21 protein-coding genes are annotated in these 18,330 nt (G+C 74.2%); 20 read left to right on the plus strand and 1 reads right to left on the minus strand.

The window, feature by feature from the left end:
* The first annotated feature begins 50 nt into the window (after window positions 1-50).
* From VFG42_RS14020 to VFG42_RS14115, 20 genes are all read left to right on the plus strand, one after another.
* Window positions 51-383: a hypothetical protein gene (locus tag VFG42_RS14020; protein ID WP_324909356.1), complete on the plus strand. Its 333-nt coding sequence runs from the start codon at window positions 51-53 to the stop codon at window positions 381-383.
* Window positions 371-544, plus strand: a complete 174-nt coding sequence (locus tag VFG42_RS14025; RefSeq protein WP_324909670.1) for a hypothetical protein — start codon at window positions 371-373, stop codon at window positions 542-544. Before VFG42_RS14020 ends, VFG42_RS14025 begins: the two co-directional genes overlap by 13 nt.
* Complete coding sequence (locus VFG42_RS14030; RefSeq protein ID WP_349260418.1) at window positions 541-1,866, plus strand: aromatic ring-hydroxylating dioxygenase subunit alpha; 1,326 nt, start codon at window positions 541-543, stop codon at window positions 1,864-1,866. Before VFG42_RS14025 ends, VFG42_RS14030 begins: the two co-directional genes overlap by 4 nt.
* Complete coding sequence (locus tag VFG42_RS14035; protein ID WP_324909358.1) at window positions 1,863-2,366, plus strand: aromatic-ring-hydroxylating dioxygenase subunit beta; 504 nt, start codon at window positions 1,863-1,865, stop codon at window positions 2,364-2,366. Before VFG42_RS14030 ends, VFG42_RS14035 begins: the two co-directional genes overlap by 4 nt.
* A 20-nt stretch (window positions 2,367-2,386) precedes the next feature.
* Window positions 2,387-3,124, plus strand: coding sequence for a VOC family protein (locus tag VFG42_RS14040; RefSeq protein WP_324909359.1), 738 nt, complete (start codon window positions 2,387-2,389; stop codon window positions 3,122-3,124).
* A gap of 5 nt (window positions 3,125-3,129) precedes the next feature.
* Entirely contained in the window at window positions 3,130-3,888 is a 759-nt protein-coding gene (locus VFG42_RS14045) for an SDR family NAD(P)-dependent oxidoreductase (protein WP_324909360.1), read from the plus strand.
* A gap of 155 nt (window positions 3,889-4,043) precedes the next feature.
* Window positions 4,044-5,297 carry an ABC transporter substrate-binding protein gene (locus VFG42_RS14050; protein ID WP_324909361.1) on the plus strand — a complete coding sequence of 418 codons (1,254 nt, stop codon included), beginning with the start codon at window positions 4,044-4,046 and terminating at the stop codon, window positions 5,295-5,297.
* A gap of 12 nt (window positions 5,298-5,309) precedes the next feature.
* The gene (locus tag VFG42_RS14055; RefSeq protein ID WP_324909362.1) at window positions 5,310-6,164 is read left to right on the plus strand and encodes a branched-chain amino acid ABC transporter permease; all 855 of its coding nucleotides are present in this window, start codon (window positions 5,310-5,312) and stop codon (window positions 6,162-6,164) included.
* A gap of 23 nt (window positions 6,165-6,187) precedes the next feature.
* On the plus strand, window positions 6,188-7,276 hold the full coding sequence (locus tag VFG42_RS14060) for a branched-chain amino acid ABC transporter permease (RefSeq protein ID WP_324909363.1): 1,089 nt from the start codon (window positions 6,188-6,190) through the stop codon (window positions 7,274-7,276).
* Window positions 7,273-7,980 (plus strand): ABC transporter ATP-binding protein, encoded by a 708-nt coding sequence (locus tag VFG42_RS14065; RefSeq protein WP_324909364.1) that lies wholly within the window; start codon window positions 7,273-7,275, stop codon window positions 7,978-7,980. The genes VFG42_RS14060 and VFG42_RS14065 overlap by 4 nt, the downstream gene beginning before the upstream one ends.
* Entirely contained in the window at window positions 7,977-8,669 is a 693-nt protein-coding gene (locus VFG42_RS14070; protein WP_324909365.1) for an ABC transporter ATP-binding protein, read from the plus strand. Before VFG42_RS14065 ends, VFG42_RS14070 begins: the two co-directional genes overlap by 4 nt.
* A 10-nt stretch (window positions 8,670-8,679) precedes the next feature.
* Window positions 8,680-9,462: an enoyl-CoA hydratase/isomerase family protein gene (locus VFG42_RS14075; RefSeq protein ID WP_324909366.1), complete on the plus strand. Its 783-nt coding sequence runs from the start codon at window positions 8,680-8,682 to the stop codon at window positions 9,460-9,462.
* Window positions 9,459-9,902, plus strand: coding sequence for an FAS1-like dehydratase domain-containing protein (locus tag VFG42_RS14080; protein ID WP_324909367.1), 444 nt, complete (start codon window positions 9,459-9,461; stop codon window positions 9,900-9,902). Before VFG42_RS14075 ends, VFG42_RS14080 begins: the two co-directional genes overlap by 4 nt.
* Window positions 9,899-10,300: a MaoC/PaaZ C-terminal domain-containing protein gene (locus VFG42_RS14085; RefSeq protein ID WP_324909368.1), complete on the plus strand. Its 402-nt coding sequence runs from the start codon at window positions 9,899-9,901 to the stop codon at window positions 10,298-10,300. Before VFG42_RS14080 ends, VFG42_RS14085 begins: the two co-directional genes overlap by 4 nt.
* 10 nt (window positions 10,301-10,310) lie before the next feature.
* On the plus strand, window positions 10,311-12,227 hold the full coding sequence (locus VFG42_RS14090) for an AMP-binding protein (protein ID WP_324909369.1): 1,917 nt from the start codon (window positions 10,311-10,313) through the stop codon (window positions 12,225-12,227).
* A gap of 3 nt (window positions 12,228-12,230) precedes the next feature.
* Entirely contained in the window at window positions 12,231-12,695 is a 465-nt protein-coding gene (locus VFG42_RS14095) for a MaoC/PaaZ C-terminal domain-containing protein (protein ID WP_324909370.1), read from the plus strand.
* Window positions 12,692-14,542, plus strand: a complete 1,851-nt coding sequence (locus tag VFG42_RS14100) for a helix-turn-helix domain-containing protein (RefSeq protein WP_324909371.1) — start codon at window positions 12,692-12,694, stop codon at window positions 14,540-14,542. The genes VFG42_RS14095 and VFG42_RS14100 overlap by 4 nt, the downstream gene beginning before the upstream one ends.
* Entirely contained in the window at window positions 14,539-15,246 is a 708-nt protein-coding gene (locus VFG42_RS14105; RefSeq protein WP_324909372.1) for an SDR family NAD(P)-dependent oxidoreductase, read from the plus strand. The genes VFG42_RS14100 and VFG42_RS14105 overlap by 4 nt, the downstream gene beginning before the upstream one ends.
* Complete coding sequence (locus VFG42_RS14110; RefSeq protein WP_324909373.1) at window positions 15,246-16,235, plus strand: NADPH:quinone oxidoreductase family protein; 990 nt, start codon at window positions 15,246-15,248, stop codon at window positions 16,233-16,235. Before VFG42_RS14105 ends, VFG42_RS14110 begins: the two co-directional genes overlap by 1 nt.
* A gap of 3 nt (window positions 16,236-16,238) precedes the next feature.
* Complete coding sequence (locus tag VFG42_RS14115) at window positions 16,239-17,228, plus strand: NADPH:quinone oxidoreductase family protein (RefSeq protein ID WP_324909374.1); 990 nt, start codon at window positions 16,239-16,241, stop codon at window positions 17,226-17,228.
* 124 nt (window positions 17,229-17,352) lie between these two features.
* Here VFG42_RS14115 and VFG42_RS14120 read toward each other — a convergent pair whose 3' ends face one another.
* Entirely contained in the window at window positions 17,353-18,327 is a 975-nt protein-coding gene (locus tag VFG42_RS14120) for an NADPH:quinone oxidoreductase family protein (protein WP_324909375.1), read from the minus strand.
* Between the last annotated feature and the right edge of the window lie 3 nt (window positions 18,328-18,330).

Genomic DNA, 18,330 nt, shown 5'->3' on the forward strand with positions numbered 1-18,330 from the left:
CGTACGTTCGGCTCGTGAGGGTCGTGCGCTATTCCGTAGGGGACGGAGAGGTGCGGTCAGGGGTCCTGCGCGATCGGGAGATCGTCGACCTCGGGACCACGCCGCCCGTGGAGCTGCTGGCCGACGGGGGCGCCGAGCCCCCGCCCGGCGCGCCGGCCACGCCGCTGGCCGACGCCACGCTGCACGCGCCGATCGCGCGGCCGGGCAAGTTCTTCGCCATCGGCCTCAACTACGCCGACCACGCCGCCGAGGCGGGCCTGCCGACGCCGGAGGTCCCGGTCGTCTTCGCCAAGTTGGGGTCCTGCGTCAACGCCCCGTTCGGCGACGTGGAGCGCCGCGCGTCTCCGACCAGCTCGACTACGAGGGCGAGCTGGGCGTGGTGATCGGCCGCCGCTGCCGTCACGTCGCGGCGGCCGACGCGCCGTCGGCGGGCGTGGGCATGGTGATGGACCCGCCGCGCTTCCTGGTGGCGGGCGACGTCGTCCGGGTCGAGATCGACCGGGTCGGCGCGATCGAGAACCGCGTCGTCGACGAGAAGGGATGAGCGTGATCGACCCCCAGGACCTGCGGGACGCCGTCATCGACGACCGCGAGCGCGGGCTGTTCCGCGTCAAGCGCACGACGATGACCGCCGACGCCGTGTGGCAGGCGGAGCGCAAGCGGATCTTCGACCGCTGCTGGCTGTACCTCGGCCACGACTCCGAGATCGAGCGGCCGGGCGACTTCGTGCGCCGCAAGGTCGCGGGCCGGCCGCTGGTCTTCGTCCGCGGCAAGGACGGGCGGCCGCGCGCGTTCTACAACTCGTGCACGCACCGCGGTGCCCGCGTCTGCCGCCAGGACCGAGGCCATGCCAAGTCCTTCCAGTGCTTCTACCACGCGTGGACGTTCTCGACCGAGGGCAAGCTGGTGGGGATCCCGGACAAGGAGGGCTACGCGCCCGCCGTGGACGCGGAGGAGCTGGGGCTGCGCCCGGTGGCGCGGCTGGCCTGCTACCGCGACTTCTGGTTCGTGTCGTTCGCCCCCGACGTCGAGTCGCTGGAGGACTACCTCGCCGGGGCCAAGGAGTACATCGACCTCGTTGCCGACCAGGGCGCCGACGGGATGCGCGTGCTGCCCGGCACCCACCAGTACGCGTGCAACGCCAACTGGAAGCTGATGGTGGAGAACTCGGTCGACGGCTACCACGGCGCGCCGCTGCACCACACCTACTTCGCGTTCCTGGCCGGCCAGGGCGACGACGACGGCGCCAAGCAGCTGCGCAGCACCGAGGCGCGCGCCTACGACCTCGGCAACGGCCACGCGGTCGTCGACTACCCGGCGCCGTTCCCGCGCGCGGTCGCCCGCTGGCACCCGATCTACGGCGAGGACGCCAAGGACGAGCTGCGGGGCATCCGCGACGAGCTGGCCGAGCGCTGCGGGGAGGAGCGCGCCCACCGGATGGCCGAGACGTGCCGCAACCTGCTCATCTACCCCAACCTGCTCCTGCTCGACGTCGCCGGGCTGACGCTGCGGACGGTCTGGCCCGTGCGCCCCGACCACATGGAGCTGACCGGCTACGCGCTGGCCCCACGCGGCGAGAGCGACGCCCAGACGCGGCGCCGGCTGGAGGGCTTCAACCTGTTCCTGGGGCCGGGCGGCCTGGCGACGCCCGACGACGTCGAGGCGCTGGAGGCCTGCCAGGAGGGCTTCGCCGCCACGGCCGAGGACTACTCGGACATCTCGCGCGGCATGCACCGCGACGCCGCGACCGTCGACGAGCTGCAGATGCGCGCGTTCTGGCGCGAGTGGCAGGCCAACATGCTGGGGTCGGGCCACGGCGCGCACGACGAAGGGCCGAAGCCGGCGCCGGCCGGGGCGGCGTCGTGAGCGCCGCCGCGGTCTCCGACGCGCTACTGACGCGCCTGGCCGTCGAGGACTTCCTCTACGCCGAGGCCGCGCTGCTGGACGCGTGGCGCCTGGACGACTGGCTGGCGCTGTTCACCGCGGACTGCCGCTACTACGTCCCGGCCACCGACCTGCCCGACGGCGACCCGCGCGCGACGCTCGGGCTGATCGACGACGACCGCACCCGGCTGCGGGGTCGCGTCGACCGCCTCAACAGCGCCAAGGCCTACCGCGAGTTCCCGTGGTCGCGCACGACGCGGCTGGTCACCAACGTGCGCGTGCTCGCCGACCACGGCGACCGCCTCGAGGCGACCGCCAACGTCGCGGCGTGGCGCTACCGCAAGGGCGACGAGCAGACCCTGGTCGGCCGCCTGGGCTACGTGCTCGCGCGCCGGGACGACACGTTCGCCATCCAGGCCAAGCACATCGTGCTGACCGCCGAGGCGCTGCGGCCCCACGGCACGCTCAGCATCATCTTGTAGGCGAAGGAGGAGAGACCTCGATGACCCCCGACCTCGGGCTGCTGCGCCTCGCGCACGTCGCCCTGATCAGCGCCGACCCGGCTGCCCTGGCCGCCCACTACGTCGCCGACGTCGGCGACGGCCCCGACGGCGTGCGCCGGCTGACGACCGACGCCCACCACCACTGCCTGGAGATCCACCGCGGCGCCGCGCCCGGCCTGGACCACATCGCCTTCGAGGTCCGCGACGCCGCCGCGGCGGGCGCGGCGCTGGACGCGGCGGGCGCCGTCGCGGTGCGCACCGACGACGCCGTCGGCTACGACCGCGCCGTCGCCTTCGACGACCCGGAGGGCAACACCATCAAGCTGGTCTCCGGCGCGCACGCCGGCGACGCCATCGCGCCCGGCGACCGCACGTTCCGCCCCTCCAAGGTGGGGCACGTCGGCGTGCGCGCCCAGGACCCCGCCGCGCAGGCGCGGTTCTTCACCGAGACGATCGGCTTCCGCCTCAGCGACTGGATCGGCGAGCAGGTCGTGTTCCTGCGCTGCAACCCCGACCACCACGCGCCGAGCCGCAACTACTTCATGTACTTCGACGACGCCGACGGCAACCGGATCGAGTGGGTCAACTCGATCAAGCAGATCGCCGACGACGGCAGCTACGTCCCCGAGGTCTACGACCCGGCGCAGCCGACGACGTGGAACGTCTGGGGCGTCATGCCGCCGCCGCACTTCCTCAAGCGGATCGGGCCGGGCGAGCCCGCCGCCGCGGGAGCCTGACCGGCGTGCGGCGCTTCGAGGGCCGGGTCGCGCTGGTCACCGGCGCGGGCGGCGCGATCGGCGCCGCGATCGCCGGGCGCCTGGGCCGGGAGGGCGCGCGGCTGGCGCTCGCCGACCTCGACGGCGCGACGGTCGAGGCGACGGCGCGGGCGCTGCGCGACGACCACGGCGTCGAGGTCGTCACGGTCGCCGGCGACCTCGGCGAGGCGGCGGTCGCCGACGCGCTGATCGCCGCCGCGCGCGAGCGCTTCGGGCGGATCGACGTCCTGGTCAACAACGCCGGCGGCGGTGTGATCCTGCCCACCGAGGAGCAGACCGAGGACACGCTGCACGCCACGTTGGACCGCAACATCTGGACGGTGCTGCGCACGACGCTCGCGACGCTGCCGGTCATGCGCGCGGCGGGCTACGGCCGGATCGTGATGATCGGCGCCGACTCGGTCCGCAACGGCCTCGACCGCCACGCGGTCTACAACGCGGCCAAGGGCGGCGTGCACGCGTTCGCGGCCGGCCTGGCGCGCGAGTACGCGCGGGCGGGGATCACCGTCAACACGGTCGCCCCGTGCGCGACGGCGACGCCCGAGCTGGCGGCGATCGTCGCGCGCTCGCCGGAGGTGGGGGAGGCGTTCACGCGCGTGATCCCGATGGGCCGCCCGGCCGCGCTGGAGGAGGTCGCGTCGGCCGTCGCCTACCTGGCGTCCGAGGAGGCGTCGTTCGTCACCGGGCAGGTCCTCGGCGTCAACGGCGGCAGCACCATGAACTAGGACAACGCCGCTCACGGCGCGGTGCCCCCAAAGGGGGCACAAGGACTCCCCCCTGGGGGGACGCCAGGGCCGATCGCGGGCGTTAGACCTACATCTGCACCCGGACCAACCGTGGGATGGGGCTCAGGGAGTCCCTGGAGGAGAGAGAGATGAGTGTGAGGGCCAAGGTCAGTGCAGCGCTGCTCGCGCTGCTGGTGAGCGGCGGTCTCGCCGCCTGCGGGTCGGACAACGACAGCGCGAGCGGCAGCGCGTCGGGCTCCGGGTCGTCGTCGGCGAAGTCCGACGCCAAGCCGTTGAAGATCGGGCTGATCCCTCCGACCAGCGGCGCGCTGGCGGTGTTCGGCACGGACGAGATGAAGGGCTGGCAGGTCGCGGCCGACCAGGCCAACGCCCAGGGCGGCGTCGACGGCCACAAGGTCGAGCTGATCAAGGCGTCGACGGACGGCCAGCCGGCGTCGACGATCCGCGCGGCGCGCAAGCTCGCGACCCAGCAGGGCGCGAAGTTCATCGGCGCGATCATGACCTCGCCCGAGGCCGCGGCGCTGGCCAAGCAGCTTCCCGCGCTCGGCGCGTTGAACTTCAACTCGACCGGCAAGGACGACGGGCTGATCGGCGCCGACTGCAGCCCCGACGCGTTCCGCTCGGTCACCGGCTCGGCGATGGACGTCAACGCGATCGCCGCCTCGATGTCGAAGCTGCCCGCCAAGACCTGGGCGATCCAGGCGGTCGACTACAGCACCGGCCACTCCGCCGCGGCGGCGTTCAAGGCCGCGGCCGAGAAGGCGGGCAAGAAGATCGTCCTCACGCAGTACGCGCCGCTGAACACGAGCGACTTCGGGTCCTACATCTCCAAGCTCAAGTCGGCCAAGGCCGACGGCCTGTTCGCCGTCGAGTACGGCGCCGACGGCGTCGCGTTCGTCAACCAGGGCGCGCAGTTCAAGCTCTTCGACCAGTACAAGACGGTCCTCGGCTTCAACATGGTCTCCGAGCCGCTGTTCAAGACGCTCGGCAAGAAGGTCACCGGCTTCTACAACAACGTCGGCTACGACGTCGACGCCGACAACGCCCTCAACCAGACGTTCGTGGCGGACTACAAGAAGGCCAACGGGACCGACCCGTACTACGTGCCCGCCGACACCTACATGGCCGCGCAGATCCTGTTCGCCGCCGTCAAGAAGGCCGGCAGCGTCGACCCCCAGAAGGTCAAGGCCGCGATGAAGGACCTGTCGGTGCCGGACCTCAGCGGCCAGAACATCACGATCGGCCCCGATGGGCAGGCCATGCGCCCGTCCCACGTCGGCCAGGTCGTCGCGAAGGCGGGCGGCCCCGGCGGCCTCGGCTTCAAGATCGTCTCGACCACCCCGGCCTCGGTCACCCACCCGTCCGTGAGCCCCGACTGCAAGATGTAGGACGGAGCAGACGTGAACTTCGCCCAAGTGCTCAACGGCCTCGCCCTCGGCGCCCTGCTCATGATCCTGAGCTCGGGCCTGGCCCTCATCTACGGCCTGCGCGGCGTGATGAACTTCTCGCACGGCGCCCTCTACATGCTGGGCGCCTACCTGGCCTATGAGGCGACGAGCAGCGGCCTCTCCTTCTGGCTCGCGCTGATCCTCGCCCCGCTCGGCCTCGCGGTCGTCGGCGCGATGCTGGAGCTCGGCTTCTTCCGCAACCTCCAGCAGCGCTCGCACATCGAGACGGGCCTGGTGACGTTCGGCATCGCGCTCGTGCTCAACCGCCTGATCATCATCGTCTGGGGCGACGACACCCACCCGGTGTCGGCGCCCAAGGCGATCGACGGCACGACGAGCGTGTTCGGGACCGCGTACCCGACCTACCGCCTGCTGATCATCGGCGCCGCCGCGGTCATGGCCGTCGCGCTCGTCCTGTGGCTGCGCAACAGCCGCGTCGGCCTGCACATCCGCGCCGCCAGCCACGACACCGAGACCTCCGGCATCCTCGGCATCAACGTCGACCGCGTCAGCCTGATCGTGGTCTGCCTCGGCGCCGCGCTGGCCGGGCTGGCCGGCGTGCTCGCCGCGCCCTACTTCTCCGTGTCGCCGGGCATGGGCCAGTCGATCCTGATCACCGTGCTGATCGTCGTCGTGGTCGGCGGGATCGGCTCGGTCGGCGGGGCCATGATCGCCGCGCTGCTGCTCGGCCTGGTCCAGATCATGGGCAACGTCTGGCTGCCCAGCGTCGCCGTCCTCGTCCCCTACGCGCTGCTGATCGCCGTCCTGCTGTGGCGTCCCACCGGGATCGCCGGGAAGCGAGTCTGATGAGCTCCACCGCTCCTACCGTCGTGACCACCACCGACGACCCGGCCGTCGCCCCGCCGCGCGGCGACGGAGCGCCCGGGCGACGCGAGGGTCGCGTCGCCGTCGGCCTCGAGCGGCGCGCGGTCCTGCGCGCGCTGGCCGTCGCGGTCGTGATCCTGGTCGCCGGGCTGTTCGTCCCCGACCTGATCACCAGCTCCTACTACATGGGCGTGGCCGCCGACGGCGTCGTGCTCGGGATCATGGCCGCCGGCATCGGCTTCCTGGCCCACCGCTCGGGGCTGATCAGCCTCGGCCACACCGCGTTCTACGGCGGCTCGGCCTACGGCGTGGCGATCTTCACCACGCACTGGGGCTGGTCGCCGACGACGGCCGCCGTCGTCGCGGTGATCGGCGGCACGCTGCTGGCGGTGGCGATCGGCTCGCTGGTCATCCGCATCACCGGCTTCGGCTTCTTGATGTTGACGCTCGCCTTCGGCCAGGCGCTGTACGCGCTGAGCACGCTGACCAGCCTGCGCGACGTGACCGGCGCCTTCGACGGCATCTCGGTGGTCTTCTCCGGCGAGAGCCAGAAGGTCGCCGGGCTGACGCAGGCCCAGCTCGGCGCGCCCGACACGTTCTGGCCGCTGGCCTGGGTGTGCCTCGTGCTGGTCGTCCTCGGCCTGTGGCTGGTCGGCCGGTCGCGCTTCGGCGTCACGCTGGAGGCGATCCGCGAGAACGAGGAGCGCGCGCGGTTCTCGGGCTACAACACGTACCTGCCGCGGCTCGGCGCGTTCGCGATCTCGGGCTTCTGCGCCTCGATCGCCGGCGTCCTGTTCGCGCTGAAGGCCTCCTATGTCTCGCCCGACGTGCTCGGCTTCCAGCTGGCCGGCGACTCGCTGGTCGCGACGATCGTCGGCGGCTTCACGATCCTCATCGGCCCGGTCGTCGGCGCCCTGTTGTACATCTACGCGCAGGGCCGCTTCGGCGACACCGGCAACCTCGAGCTGTACATGGGCCTGGCGCTCATCGTCGTGGTGATCTTCCTGCCCGGCGGCGTCGTCGGCTTCGTCACCGACCGCGTCGTCCGCCTGCGCGCCAGGCTGTGGCGCGGCCGAAAGGGGGCGGGGTCGTGAGCGGGCCGGTCCTGCGGGCCGAGGGCGTGACGCTGCGCTACGGCGCCGTCGTCGCCGTCGACCACGTCGACATCGCGGTCGCGCCGGGCGTCCTGCACGGCGTGATCGGTCCCAACGGGGCGGGCAAGTCCTCGTTCATGGACGCGCTCAGCGGGCGGCGCCGGCTGAGCGGCGGCACGGTCCACCTCGACGGCGAGGACATCACCAAGCGCAACGTCGCCTGGCGCCGGAAGAACGGCATGGCGCGGTCGTTCCAGAAGACCAGCGTCTTCAACTCGATGACCGTGCGCACCCAGCTGGAGATGGTCGCGCGGCGCAACCGCGAGGACGACCTCGCCGGCATCGTCTCGGCCTTCGGGCTGGAGCCCTACCTCGACGAGCCGTGCATCTCGATCTCCTACGGGTTGCAGCGCTCGGTCGACATCGCCATGGCCTTGATCGGCAAGCCGCACGTCGTGCTGCTCGACGAGCCCGGTGCCGGCCTCTCGCAGGAGGAGTCGGTGCGGATGCTCGACCACATCCGCGGGCTGTGCAGCGAGCGCGACGTCGCGGCGGTGCTGGTCGAGCACGACGTCGACGGCGTGTTCCGCGTCTGCGACGAGATCACCGTCCTGTCGCTGGGCAAGGTCCTGGCCACCGGCAAGCCCGCCGAGGTCCGCGCGAACCCCGCCGTGATCGAGGCCTACCTCGGGAGCCAGGCATGACCCCGCTGCTGGAGATCGACGACATCTCGGCCTCGTACGGGGGCGCGCGCGTCCTCGACGGCGTCTCGCTGACCGTCGAGGAGGGCGAGACCGTCGGGCTGATCGGCCGCAACGGCGCGGGCAAGTCCACCACCCTGCTCTCGATCTACGGCGTGCCGACGGTGCGCGGCGAGATCCGCGTCGGCGGCAAGGCGCTCGGCCGGCGGCAGTACGAGCCGGCCGCGCGCGGCGTCAGCCTCGTGCCGCAGGGCAAGCGGATCTACCCCAACCTGACGGTCGAGGAGAACATCATGTTGGGCAAGGCGTCCCGGCGCAAGGGCGCCTGGACCGTGCCCCGGCTGATGGAGCTGTTCCCCAACCTGGCGCGCGCGTCGGGGCGGCCCGGCAACCAGCTCTCCGGCGGCGAGCAGCAGATGCTCGCGATCGCGCGGGCGCTGATGGCCGAGCCGCAGGTGCTGCTGCTCGACGAGCCGACCGAGGGCCTGGCCCCGGTCATCATCGACGAGCTCAACGCGGCGCTGCGGGTGATCCAGGAGGCGGGCACCGCGCTCGTCCTGGTCGAGCAGCACATCCACATGGTCCAGGCGCTGGCGACGCGGTTCGTCGCCCTGGGCAAGGGCCGCGTCGTCTCCCAGGGCCCGGTCGCCGAGCTGCAGACCCGGGCCGTGCAGGAGCTGATCGCGCTGTGAACGGGCGCGGATGATCACGGCGCCCGTGCAGGCGGAGCTGGCCTTCGTCGAGGACGACGGGATCGGCATCGTCTACCTCGACGCCGGCCCCAGCAACGTCCTCAGCCCGCAGCTGCTGCGCGCGTTCATGGTGGCCTTGGACGGCTTCGAGGCGCGGGCCGCGAAGGCCCTGGTGATCGCCTCGGCGCTGCCGGGCGTCTTCGCCTCCGGCGGCGACGTCGAGCACCTCAGCCGCAGCGACTCCGCGGGCTTCGTGGCCTACATGCACGCCATCCGCGAGGCGCTGGACCGCATCGCGGGCCTGCGCGTGCCGTCGATCGCCGCGATCGACGGCGCGGCCTACGGCGGCGGGCTGGAGCTGGCGCTGGCGTGCACGCTGCGCGTCGCGGGCGAGGGCTCGCGCTTCGGGCTGCCGCAGATCAAGCTCGGCGTGATCCCGGCGGCGGGCGGCACGCAGCGGCTGCCGCGGCTGGTCGGACACGGCAAGGCGCTCGACCTGCTGGTGACCGGCCGGACCGTGCGGGTGCGGGAGGCCTACGAGATCGGGCTCGTCGACCGCCGCGCGTCGGAGGGCCAGGGCCTGGCCGTCGCGCTGGAGCTGGCGCGCGCGATCGCCGCGGTCTCGGTGCCGGCGGTCAGCGCGGTGCGCCGCGCGGCCGAGGCGGCGGCCGTCCGGTCGTTCCCGGAGGGCATGGCCGTCGAGGCGCGCGAGGCGCTCGCGCTCTTCGAGCACGGCGAGGCCCACGAGGGGATCGCCGCCTTCCTGGACAAGCGACCGCCGGACTTCGCATGATCGGGACGCTGGTCGACGAGTACGCCTTCGCCGTCGAGGAAGGCAAGGTGATGGAGTTTGCGCGCGCCATCAAGGACCCGGCGGCGCGCTACGTCGACGCCGAGGCCGCGCGCGACGAGGGCTTCGCCGCGATCCCGGCGCCGCTGACCTTCACGGTGATCGCCGGCCACCACCGCGACGCGGCCGCGGCGGTCGCGCTGCTGGGGCTGGACATCCGGCGCGTGGTCGTCGGCGAGGTCGGCTGGGAGTACGAGCGGCCGCCGGTCGTCGGCGACGTCCTGCACGGGCGGCGCACGGTCGCCGACGTCCAGCGCAAGGACGGCGCGCGCGGCGGGACGATGACGTTCGTCACGCTGGCGACCGAGTTCCGCGACGCGGCCGAGGAGGTCGTCGTGCGTCAGCGCGAGGTGCTGATCGAGACCGCGAAGGCGTCGTCGTGAGCGCGCCCGTGCCGGAGCCGGAGCCGCCGGAGCTGACCGTCGGCCCGATCACGCGGACCGACATCGTGCGCTTCGCCGGCGCCGGCGGGGACTTCAACCCGCTGCACCACGACGAGGAGTACGCGCGGGCCGCGGGCTTCCCGAGCGTGTTCGCGATGGGGCAGATGCAGGCGGGGATGCTGTCGCGGCTGGCCACCGACTGGCTCGGCCTGGCGGCGATCGAGTCCTACAAGGTGCGCTTCGCGGCCAAGGTCTGGCCCGGCGACGTGCTGACGCTGCGGGTGGCCGAGCAGGAGCGCGACGGCGACGCCGTCGAGGCCGTCCTGGAGGCGGTCCGCCAGGACGGCGAGGTCGCCGTGCGCGCCTGGGTGCGTGCAAAGGGAATGAACGATCGTTAACATGATGACCATGAGCGACTACGCCTGGGTGCCCACGGATGAGGTCGTCGAGCGCGCGAACGTCACGCGGCTCATGCGGCGCCACGGCGTCGCCGACCTGGAGGCGATGCGGGCGCGCTCGGTCGCCGACGTCGACTGGTACTGGGACGCGGTGGTGCGGGACCTCGGCCTCCCGTTCACCACGCCCTACGCGGCCGTGCGCGACAGCAGCCGCGGGATCGAGTGGACGACCTGGTTCCCGGGCGGGCGCTTCAACGCCGCGCACGCCTGCGTCGGGCGCTGGGCGGGCGACCCCGAGCGCGCCGACACGCCGGCGATCGTCCACGAGTCCGAGCCCGGCGAGGTCACCACGCTGTCCTACCGGGAGCTGGACGCGCGCGTGCGGCGCACGGCGCTGGCGCTGCGCGGGCGCGGGATCGGCGCGGGCGACGTCGTCGCGATCTACATGCCGATGGTGCCCGAGGCCGCGATCGCGCTCTACGCCGCGGCGGCCATCGGCGCCGTCGTGCTGCCGCTGTTCTCGGGCTTCGCCGCCTCGGCGATCGCCGCGCGCCTGCGGGACGGCGAGGCGAAGGTCGTCTTCACCTCCGAGCTGACCTGGCGGCGCGGGCGCGAGACGCCGCTGCGGCCGGTGCTCGACGAGGCGCTCGCGTCGTGCCCGACGGTCCGCCACGTCGTCGCCGACCTCGCGGCCTTCGAGGCCGAGGCACGCGTCGAGGATGAACGATCGTTCACATACGCCGACACCGACGCCGAGGCGCCGCTGCTGATCGGCTACACGTCGGGGACCACCGGCCGGCCCAAGGGCGCGGTCCACACGCACGCGGGCTTCGTGACCAAGGTGGCCTCCGAGGTCGCCTACGAGTTCGACGTCCACCCGGGCGACGTGTACACGTGGATCACCGACATGGGGTGGATCATGGGCCCGCTGTCGGTGATGGGCGTCGGCGCGCTCGGCGCGACGCTGCTGCTCTACGAGGGCGCGCCCGACACGCCCGCGCCCGACCGCGTCTGGCGGCTGGTGGAGCGCCACCGCGTGACGATGCTCGGCGTCTCGCCGACGCTGATCCGGGCGCTGAAGGCCGCCGGCCCGCCGCCCGGCGACGACGTCGACCTCGGCGCGCTGCGCACGTTCGGCTCCTCGGGCGAGCCGTGGGACCACGACGCCTACATGTGGCTCGCCGACGCGGTCGGCAAGCGCGCGCGGCCGATCATCAACTTCTCCGGTGGCACCGAGGTCGGCGGCGCGTTCCTGGCGCCCTACCCGATCGAGCCGCTGCGCTCGTGCTCGCTCGGCGGCCCGTCGCTGGGCATGGACGTCGACGTCTTCGACCCGCAGGGCCGCTCGCTGCGCGGCGCGGTCGGCGAGCTGGTCTGCAAGCAGCCCTGGCCCGCGATGACGCGCGGCGTCCACGGCGACCCGGCGCGCTACATCGAGTCCTACTGGTCGATGTACCCGCACGTCTGGCGCCACGGCGACTGGGCGCGCGTCGACGACGACGGCCAGTGGTTCCTGCTCGGGCGCTCCGACGAGGCGCTCAACGTCGCGGGCAAGCGCGTCGGGCCGGCCGAGGTCGAGACCGAGCTGCTGTCGCACCCGGCGGTCGCCGAGGCGGCGACGATCGGCGTGCCCGACGGCACCAAGGGCGAGGCGATCTGGTGCTTCTGGACGCCGGTCGACCCCGACGGCGAGGACGTGTCGGCGGCGCTGACCGCGCTGGTCGCCGAGCGGATGGGCAAGCCGTTCAAGCCCTCGCGCGTGGTCCGGGTCAGCGAGCTGCCGCGCACGCGCTCGGCCAAGATCCTGCGCCGCGCGGTGCGGGCGGTCGCGATCGGCGAGGACCCCGGCGACCTGTCGGGGGCCGAGAACCCCGGCGCGCTGGACGTCGTCCGCGCGGCGCTCGCCGGCCCGGCGGTCGAGGCGTAGGACATGCTGTTCTTCGAGGACTTCACCGCCGGACGGGTGTTCGACCTCGGGGAGCGCACGCTGACCGAGGCCGAGATCCTGGCCTTCGCCGGCGACTGGGACCCGCAGGCCTTCCACCTCGACGGCGCCTCGGCCGACGCCGCGCCGTTCGGCGGCGTGATCGCCAGCGGTTGGCAGACCGCGTGCGTGTGGATGCGGATGCACGTCGACCACGTGCTCAGCCGCTCGGCGATGCTCGCGGCCCCCGGCGTCGAGGAGCTGCGCTGGCTGACGCCGGTCCGGCCCGGCATGCGGCTGCACGGGCGGACGACGATCCTGGAGGCCTACGTGCCCGATCCCGCCAAGGGGCGCGGCACGCTGCGCCTGCGCGGCGAGCTGCTCGACGACGACGGCCGCCCGGTGATGACGATGCTCGCGCGCAGCCACGCCCGGCTGCGGGCCCACGAGGAGGAGGCGGTGGCGCGATGACGGCCACGACGACCGAGGACCGCGCGCGGCCGCGCGTCCGGCAAGGCGAGCGGGGCGACGTCGCCGCCCTGTCCCATCTGGCCTCCACGCTGGCCGCCGCGACCGACCCCGACGCGCTGCTGGAGGCCGCCGCCGCCCAGGGCAGCGCGCTGCTCGGCCTGCGCCGCTGCGGGGTCTACCTGCGCGAGGAGCGGCGCGAGGGCCTGGTCGGGCGCGTCGGGCACCCCGCGGAGGAGATCGGCACCGCCGTGCGCGACCTGCGGATCGGCGGTCCCGGCGACGCGATCACGCGCGCCGCGCTGGACGCGCGCGCGCCGGTCGTCGTCGCCGACGTCGAGGCCGACCCGCGCGCGGGCGGCCTGCCGGTGCGCATCTGGGGCGTCCGCTCGCTGATCGCCGTGCCGCTGCTGGCGGGCGGCGAGGAGGAACCGCCGCTGGGCGTCATGGTCTTCGACCCCGGCGAGGCGCCGCACGAGCACGCCGAGCGCGAGGTCGTCCTCGGCGCCGCGATCGGGCGGCTGGCCGGCGGGGCGCTCGCGGCGCTGCGCCAGCGCGTCCAGCTCGACACCGCGCGGCGCCAGAACCGCCTGCTGCGCGGCGCGGCGACCGCGGACTTCAAGTTGTCGCAGGTGCTCCTGGACGGCGGCGGGCTGCGCGCGATCGTCGTCGCCGTCGCCGAGCTGTGCGGCAAGCCGACCGCGCTCTACGACGCGACCGGCCACCGCGTCGCGGCCGCCGAGCCGCCCGGCCAGGACGACGGCCTGCACGTCCGGCTGCTGGAGGACGCGCCGGGATCGGTCGGCGCGCTGCTGGCCGACGCGGCGCCCGGCTCGTCGACCACGGTCGCGCCGATGCTCGCCGGCGGCGTCCGGCACCGGCACCTCGTCGCGCCGGTCGACGTCGCCGAGGACCGCTGGGGCTGGCTGGTCATGATGGAGCACCCGCGCCGCCTGGGCGCCTTCGACGAGCTGGTCGCGCGGCGCGCCGCGCGCCACGTCGCGCTCGAGCTGACCGCGCAGGCCCGCGCCGCCTCGACGGCCTGGGACGCGCGCTCGCTGCTGGCCCGCCAGCTGATCCGCGGCACGCAGGACGAGGACGTGCGTCGCGGCGCCGAGCACCTCGGCGTCGACCTCCAGGCCCCGCGCGTCGTCGCGTTCGTCACGCTGCCCGCCCACCGCGGCGGCGGGATCGACGCGACGCGGCTGGTCGACGCGCTGGCCGCGCGCGGGGGCGGCGAGGTGCTCGCCACCAAGGGCCCGCAGGGCGTCGCGCTGCTGGTCGACGTCGACCCGGCGGCGGCGCCGGTCCACGCGGTGCGCGCGGTCAAGGCCGCGCTGGCCGACGCGTGCGCGGCGGCCGGCCTGCCAGAGGCGATCGCCGGCGTCTCGACCGTCAGCCGCGACCCGCGCGCGGTGCCGCGCGCCTACCGCGAGGCCTGCGAGGTCACGCGCTGCATCGACGGGCTCGACGGCCCGCGGCGGATCCTCGCGGCCGACGACCTCGGCCCGGGGCGGCTGTTCGTCGCCCACGGCGACGCGGCGGCGCTCGGCCAGTTCGTCGACGACGTCCTCGGCCCGCTGCTGGCCGGCGCCGACGGCGCCGGCGACCTGCTCGGCACGCTCGACGCCTTCTACGCCACCGGGCGCTCGGTCCGCGCCTCCGCGCAGCGGTTGGGGGTCCACGAGAACACGATTCGCTACCGGCTGGCGCGCGTGCGCGACATCACCGGCCTGGACGTCGCCGGCGACGCCGACGACCAGCTCAGCGTCCAGATGGCGCTGCTCGTCCTGCGCCTGCGCGGGCACGAGGGCCTGGCTCCGATCGACGACGACCAGGAGGCCGCGTGAAGGCGCTCGTCACCGGCGCCGCGCGGCCCGGCGGGATCGGCGCGGCGATCGTCGCGCGGCTGGAGCGCGACGGCCTCGCGGTCGAGACGCTCGACGTCGAGCCGGGGTGCACCCACCAGGTCGACGTGGTCGACGGGGACCTGCCCGACCTGGGCCACTTCGACGTGCTGGTGCTCAACGCCGCGTTGACCACCATGTTCGGCGCCGCGCACTCGATGCGCCCCGAGCGCTGGCGGCGCGACCTCGACGTCAACCTCACCGGCACGTTCCGCGTCCTCCAGGCGGTCCTGCCCGGCATGCGCGAGCGGCGCCTCGGCCGCGTCGTGGTGATCTCCAGCACCGCCGCGGTGCACGGGATGCCCGCGCAGATCGCCTACTCCACCAGCAAGGCGGGGTTGTTGGGGTTCATGCGCACGGTCGCGGCCGAGAACGCCGCGCTCGGCGTCACCTGCAACGCGGTGCTCCCGGGGATGACCGCCAGCTCGGGGATCCTCGGCATGCCGAAGGACATCGTCGACGCGTGGGTCGACACGATGCCGATGGGGTCGCTGGTGGAGCCCGCCGACATCGCCGAGGCGGTCGCGTTCTTCTGCGGCGAGGCCGCCGGGCGCGTGACCGGCCAGGCGCTGACCGTCGACGGCGGCCACGCGTTGAACACCATGTCGGTGACCTCCAGCGCCGCGTCCAGGCAGGCGCCGGCCTGATGCGCGCCGCGCTGCTGGACGCGCTCGGCGGCCCGGACGCCGTCCGGATCGCCGCCGACGCGCCCGCGCCGGTCGGCGCGCACCCGATGGGCGTCGGCGGGCGGCTGCTCGTCGAGGTCCACGCGGCCGGCGTGTCGTTCCCCGACCTGCTGCGCTCGCGCGGCGAGTACCAGATGCGGCCCGAGCTGCCGTTCGCGATCGGCGCCGAGGTCGCCGGCGTGGTGGCCGAGGCGCCCGAGGGCTCGCCGCTGGCCGTCGGCGACCGGATCGCCGCGCTGACGCACTGGGGCGCCGTGGCGGAGTACGCGCTGGCGATGCCCCAGCATGCGCTGCGGCTGCCCGACCACCTGTCCTACGCGCAGGGCGCGGCGTTGTACCTCAACTACTGCACGGCGTACTACGCCCTGCACCGCGTCGGCGTGACGGCGGGGGAGACCGTGCTCGTCCAGGGCGCGGCCGGCGGCGTCGGCACGGCCGCGCTGGAGATCGTCGCGGCGCTCGGCGCGCGGTCGATCGCGGTCGTGTCCAACGAGGCCAAGGAGCACGCCGCCCGCGCGCTGGGCGCCGACGAGGTCGTGCGCTCGACCGGCGACTGGCTCGCCGCCGTGCGCGCGCTGACCGACGGGCGCGGGGTCCAGGCGGTCGTCGATCCCGTCGGCGGCGACCGCTTCACCGACTCGCTGCGCGCGCTGGCCATCGGCGGGCGCCTGGCGGTCGTCGGCTTCACCGGCGGCTCGATCCCCGAGCTGAAGGTCAACCGCCTGCTGCTGCGCAACCTGATGGTCTGCGGCGTCGAGATGGTGGCCATGGACGCCGAGGAGCCCGGCACCGTCCAGATGGTCAACGACGGCGTCCAGGCGCTGGTCGACGCGGGGAAGGTCCGGACGCTCGTCGGCGCGCAGCTGCCGCTCGACGACGCGGCCGAGGCGCTGCGCGTGCTGGACCGGCGCGACGCGATCGGCAAGGTCGTCGTCACGGTGCGGGGCTAGCGGATGCGCGCGGTCGTCGTCGAGGAGCTGATCGGCCCCGACGGGGCGGTGCTGCGCGACGACGTGCCCGAGCCCGAGGGCGCCCACCCGCGCGCCGACGGGCAGCGGCTGCTGGTCGACGTCCACGCCGCGAGCGTCTCGTTCCCCGACCTGCTGCAGAGCCGCGGCGAGTACCAGATCGCCACGCCGCCGCCGTTCGTCTCCGGCGGCGAGTTCGCGGGCGTCGTCGTGGAGGCGCCGGCGGGCAGCGGGTTCGTCGCGGGCGACCGCGTCGCCGGGATGTCGATCTGGGGCGCGCTCGGCGAGCGCGCGCTCGCGCTGCCGACCTACACCTTGAAGCTGCCCGACACGGTGGACTACGCCGAGGGCGCCGCGCTGTTCCTGAACTCGGCGACGGCGTGGTTCGCGATCGACCGCGCCGGCGTGCGCGCGGGGGAGACCGTGCTCGTCCACGGCGCGGCCGGCGGCGTCGGGACGGCGGCGCTGGAGATGTTGAAGGCCATGGGCGCGCGCTCGATCGCGGTCGTCTCCAGCGACGAGAAGGAGCGCGTCGCGCGCGAGCTGGGCGCCGACGCGGTCGTGCGCTCGACCGGCGACTGGCTGGCCGACGTGCGCGAGCTGACCGACGGCCACGGCGTCGAGGTCGTGCTCGACCCGGTCGGCGGCGACCGCTTCACCGACTCGCTGCGCGCGCTGGACGTCGCCGGGCGCCTGGTCGTCATCGGCTTCGCCGGCGGCGGCATCCCCGAGGTCAAGGTCAACCGCCTGCTGCTGCGCAACCTGACCGTCACCGGCATCGGCCTGGACCCGATGGAGCGGCGCTTCCCCGGCACGGTCGCGCGCGTCCGCGACGCGGTCGTCGACCTCGCCGCGCGCGGCGTGATCCGCCCGCGGATCGGGACGCGGCTGCCGCTGGAGCGCGGCGCCGACGCGCTGCGCGTCCTCGAGCGCCGCGCGGCGATCGGCAACGTGGTCGTGGACGTCCGGACCTAGCGTCGCCGCCGCGCCGCCACCAACGGCGCCTTGATGTTCCATGCCAACACGAAGACGCCGTTGGTCGTCGACGGAGCGCGACCCCGGTGGCGTCGTCAGTCCCTGCTCACGCTCTCCGGCGAGGCTAGTCCCGCACGTCGACCACGATCTTGCCCGGCGCGGCCCGGCGCTCCATCAGCGCCAGCGCCTCGGCGCCGTCGGCCAGCGGGACGCGCGCGCCGATCACGGGCCGGATGGTGCCGTCGTCGAGGAGCCGCTGGACGGCGGCGTTGATGGTCGCGACCGTCCCAGGGTGCTCCTCCTCCATGATGTCCATGGAGATCCCCACCAGCGTCAGGTTGCGCAACAGCAGGCGGTTGACCTTGATGGTGGGGATGCCGCCGCCCGCGAAGCCGACGACGACCAGGCGCCCGCCGACGCGCAGCGCGCGTACGGCGTCCAGGAAGCCGTCGCCGCCGACCATGTCGACCACGACGTGCGCGCGGCCGCGGGCCGCCTCGGCCCACGGCTCGGAGGTCAGCAGGACCTCGTCGGCGCCCAGCTCGCGCGCGGCGGCCGCCTTGGCCGGCCCGGAGACCAGCGCGATCGTGCGCACGCCGAAGGCCGGCGCGATCTGCAGCAGCGCGGTGCCGACGCCGCCCGCCGCGCCGGTGACGAGCACGGTCTCGCCCGCCTTCGCGCCCGCGCGGTGCAGCGCGTACCAGGCCGTGCAGTAGTTGATGTACACGGCCGCGCCCTCGGCGAAGCTCAGCGTCTCGGGCAGCCGCAGGACGTAGCCGGGCGGGACGAGCGCGCGCTCGGCCATCGCACCGCGACGGGCCAGCCCGAGCACGCGGTCGCCGGGCGCGAAGCCGGAGGCGGCCGGCGCCTCGACGACCACGCCCGCCACCTCGCCGCCGGCGATGAACGGCGCCGGCACGCTGTGCTGGTACTGCCCGCGTGTCTGCAGCAGGTCGGGGAAACAGATCGCGGCGGCGTGGACGTCGACGAGCATCCGCTCGTCCGGGCTCAGCCAGTGCGCGCCCTCCGGCTCGGGCACGTCCTCGCGCAGGACCGCGCCGTCCGGCCCGACGAGCGCCTCGACGACGACGGCGCGCACGGC

The organism is Baekduia sp., from assembly GCF_035685985.1.
Taxonomy (GTDB): Bacteria; Actinomycetota; Thermoleophilia; order Solirubrobacterales; family Solirubrobacteraceae; genus Baekduia.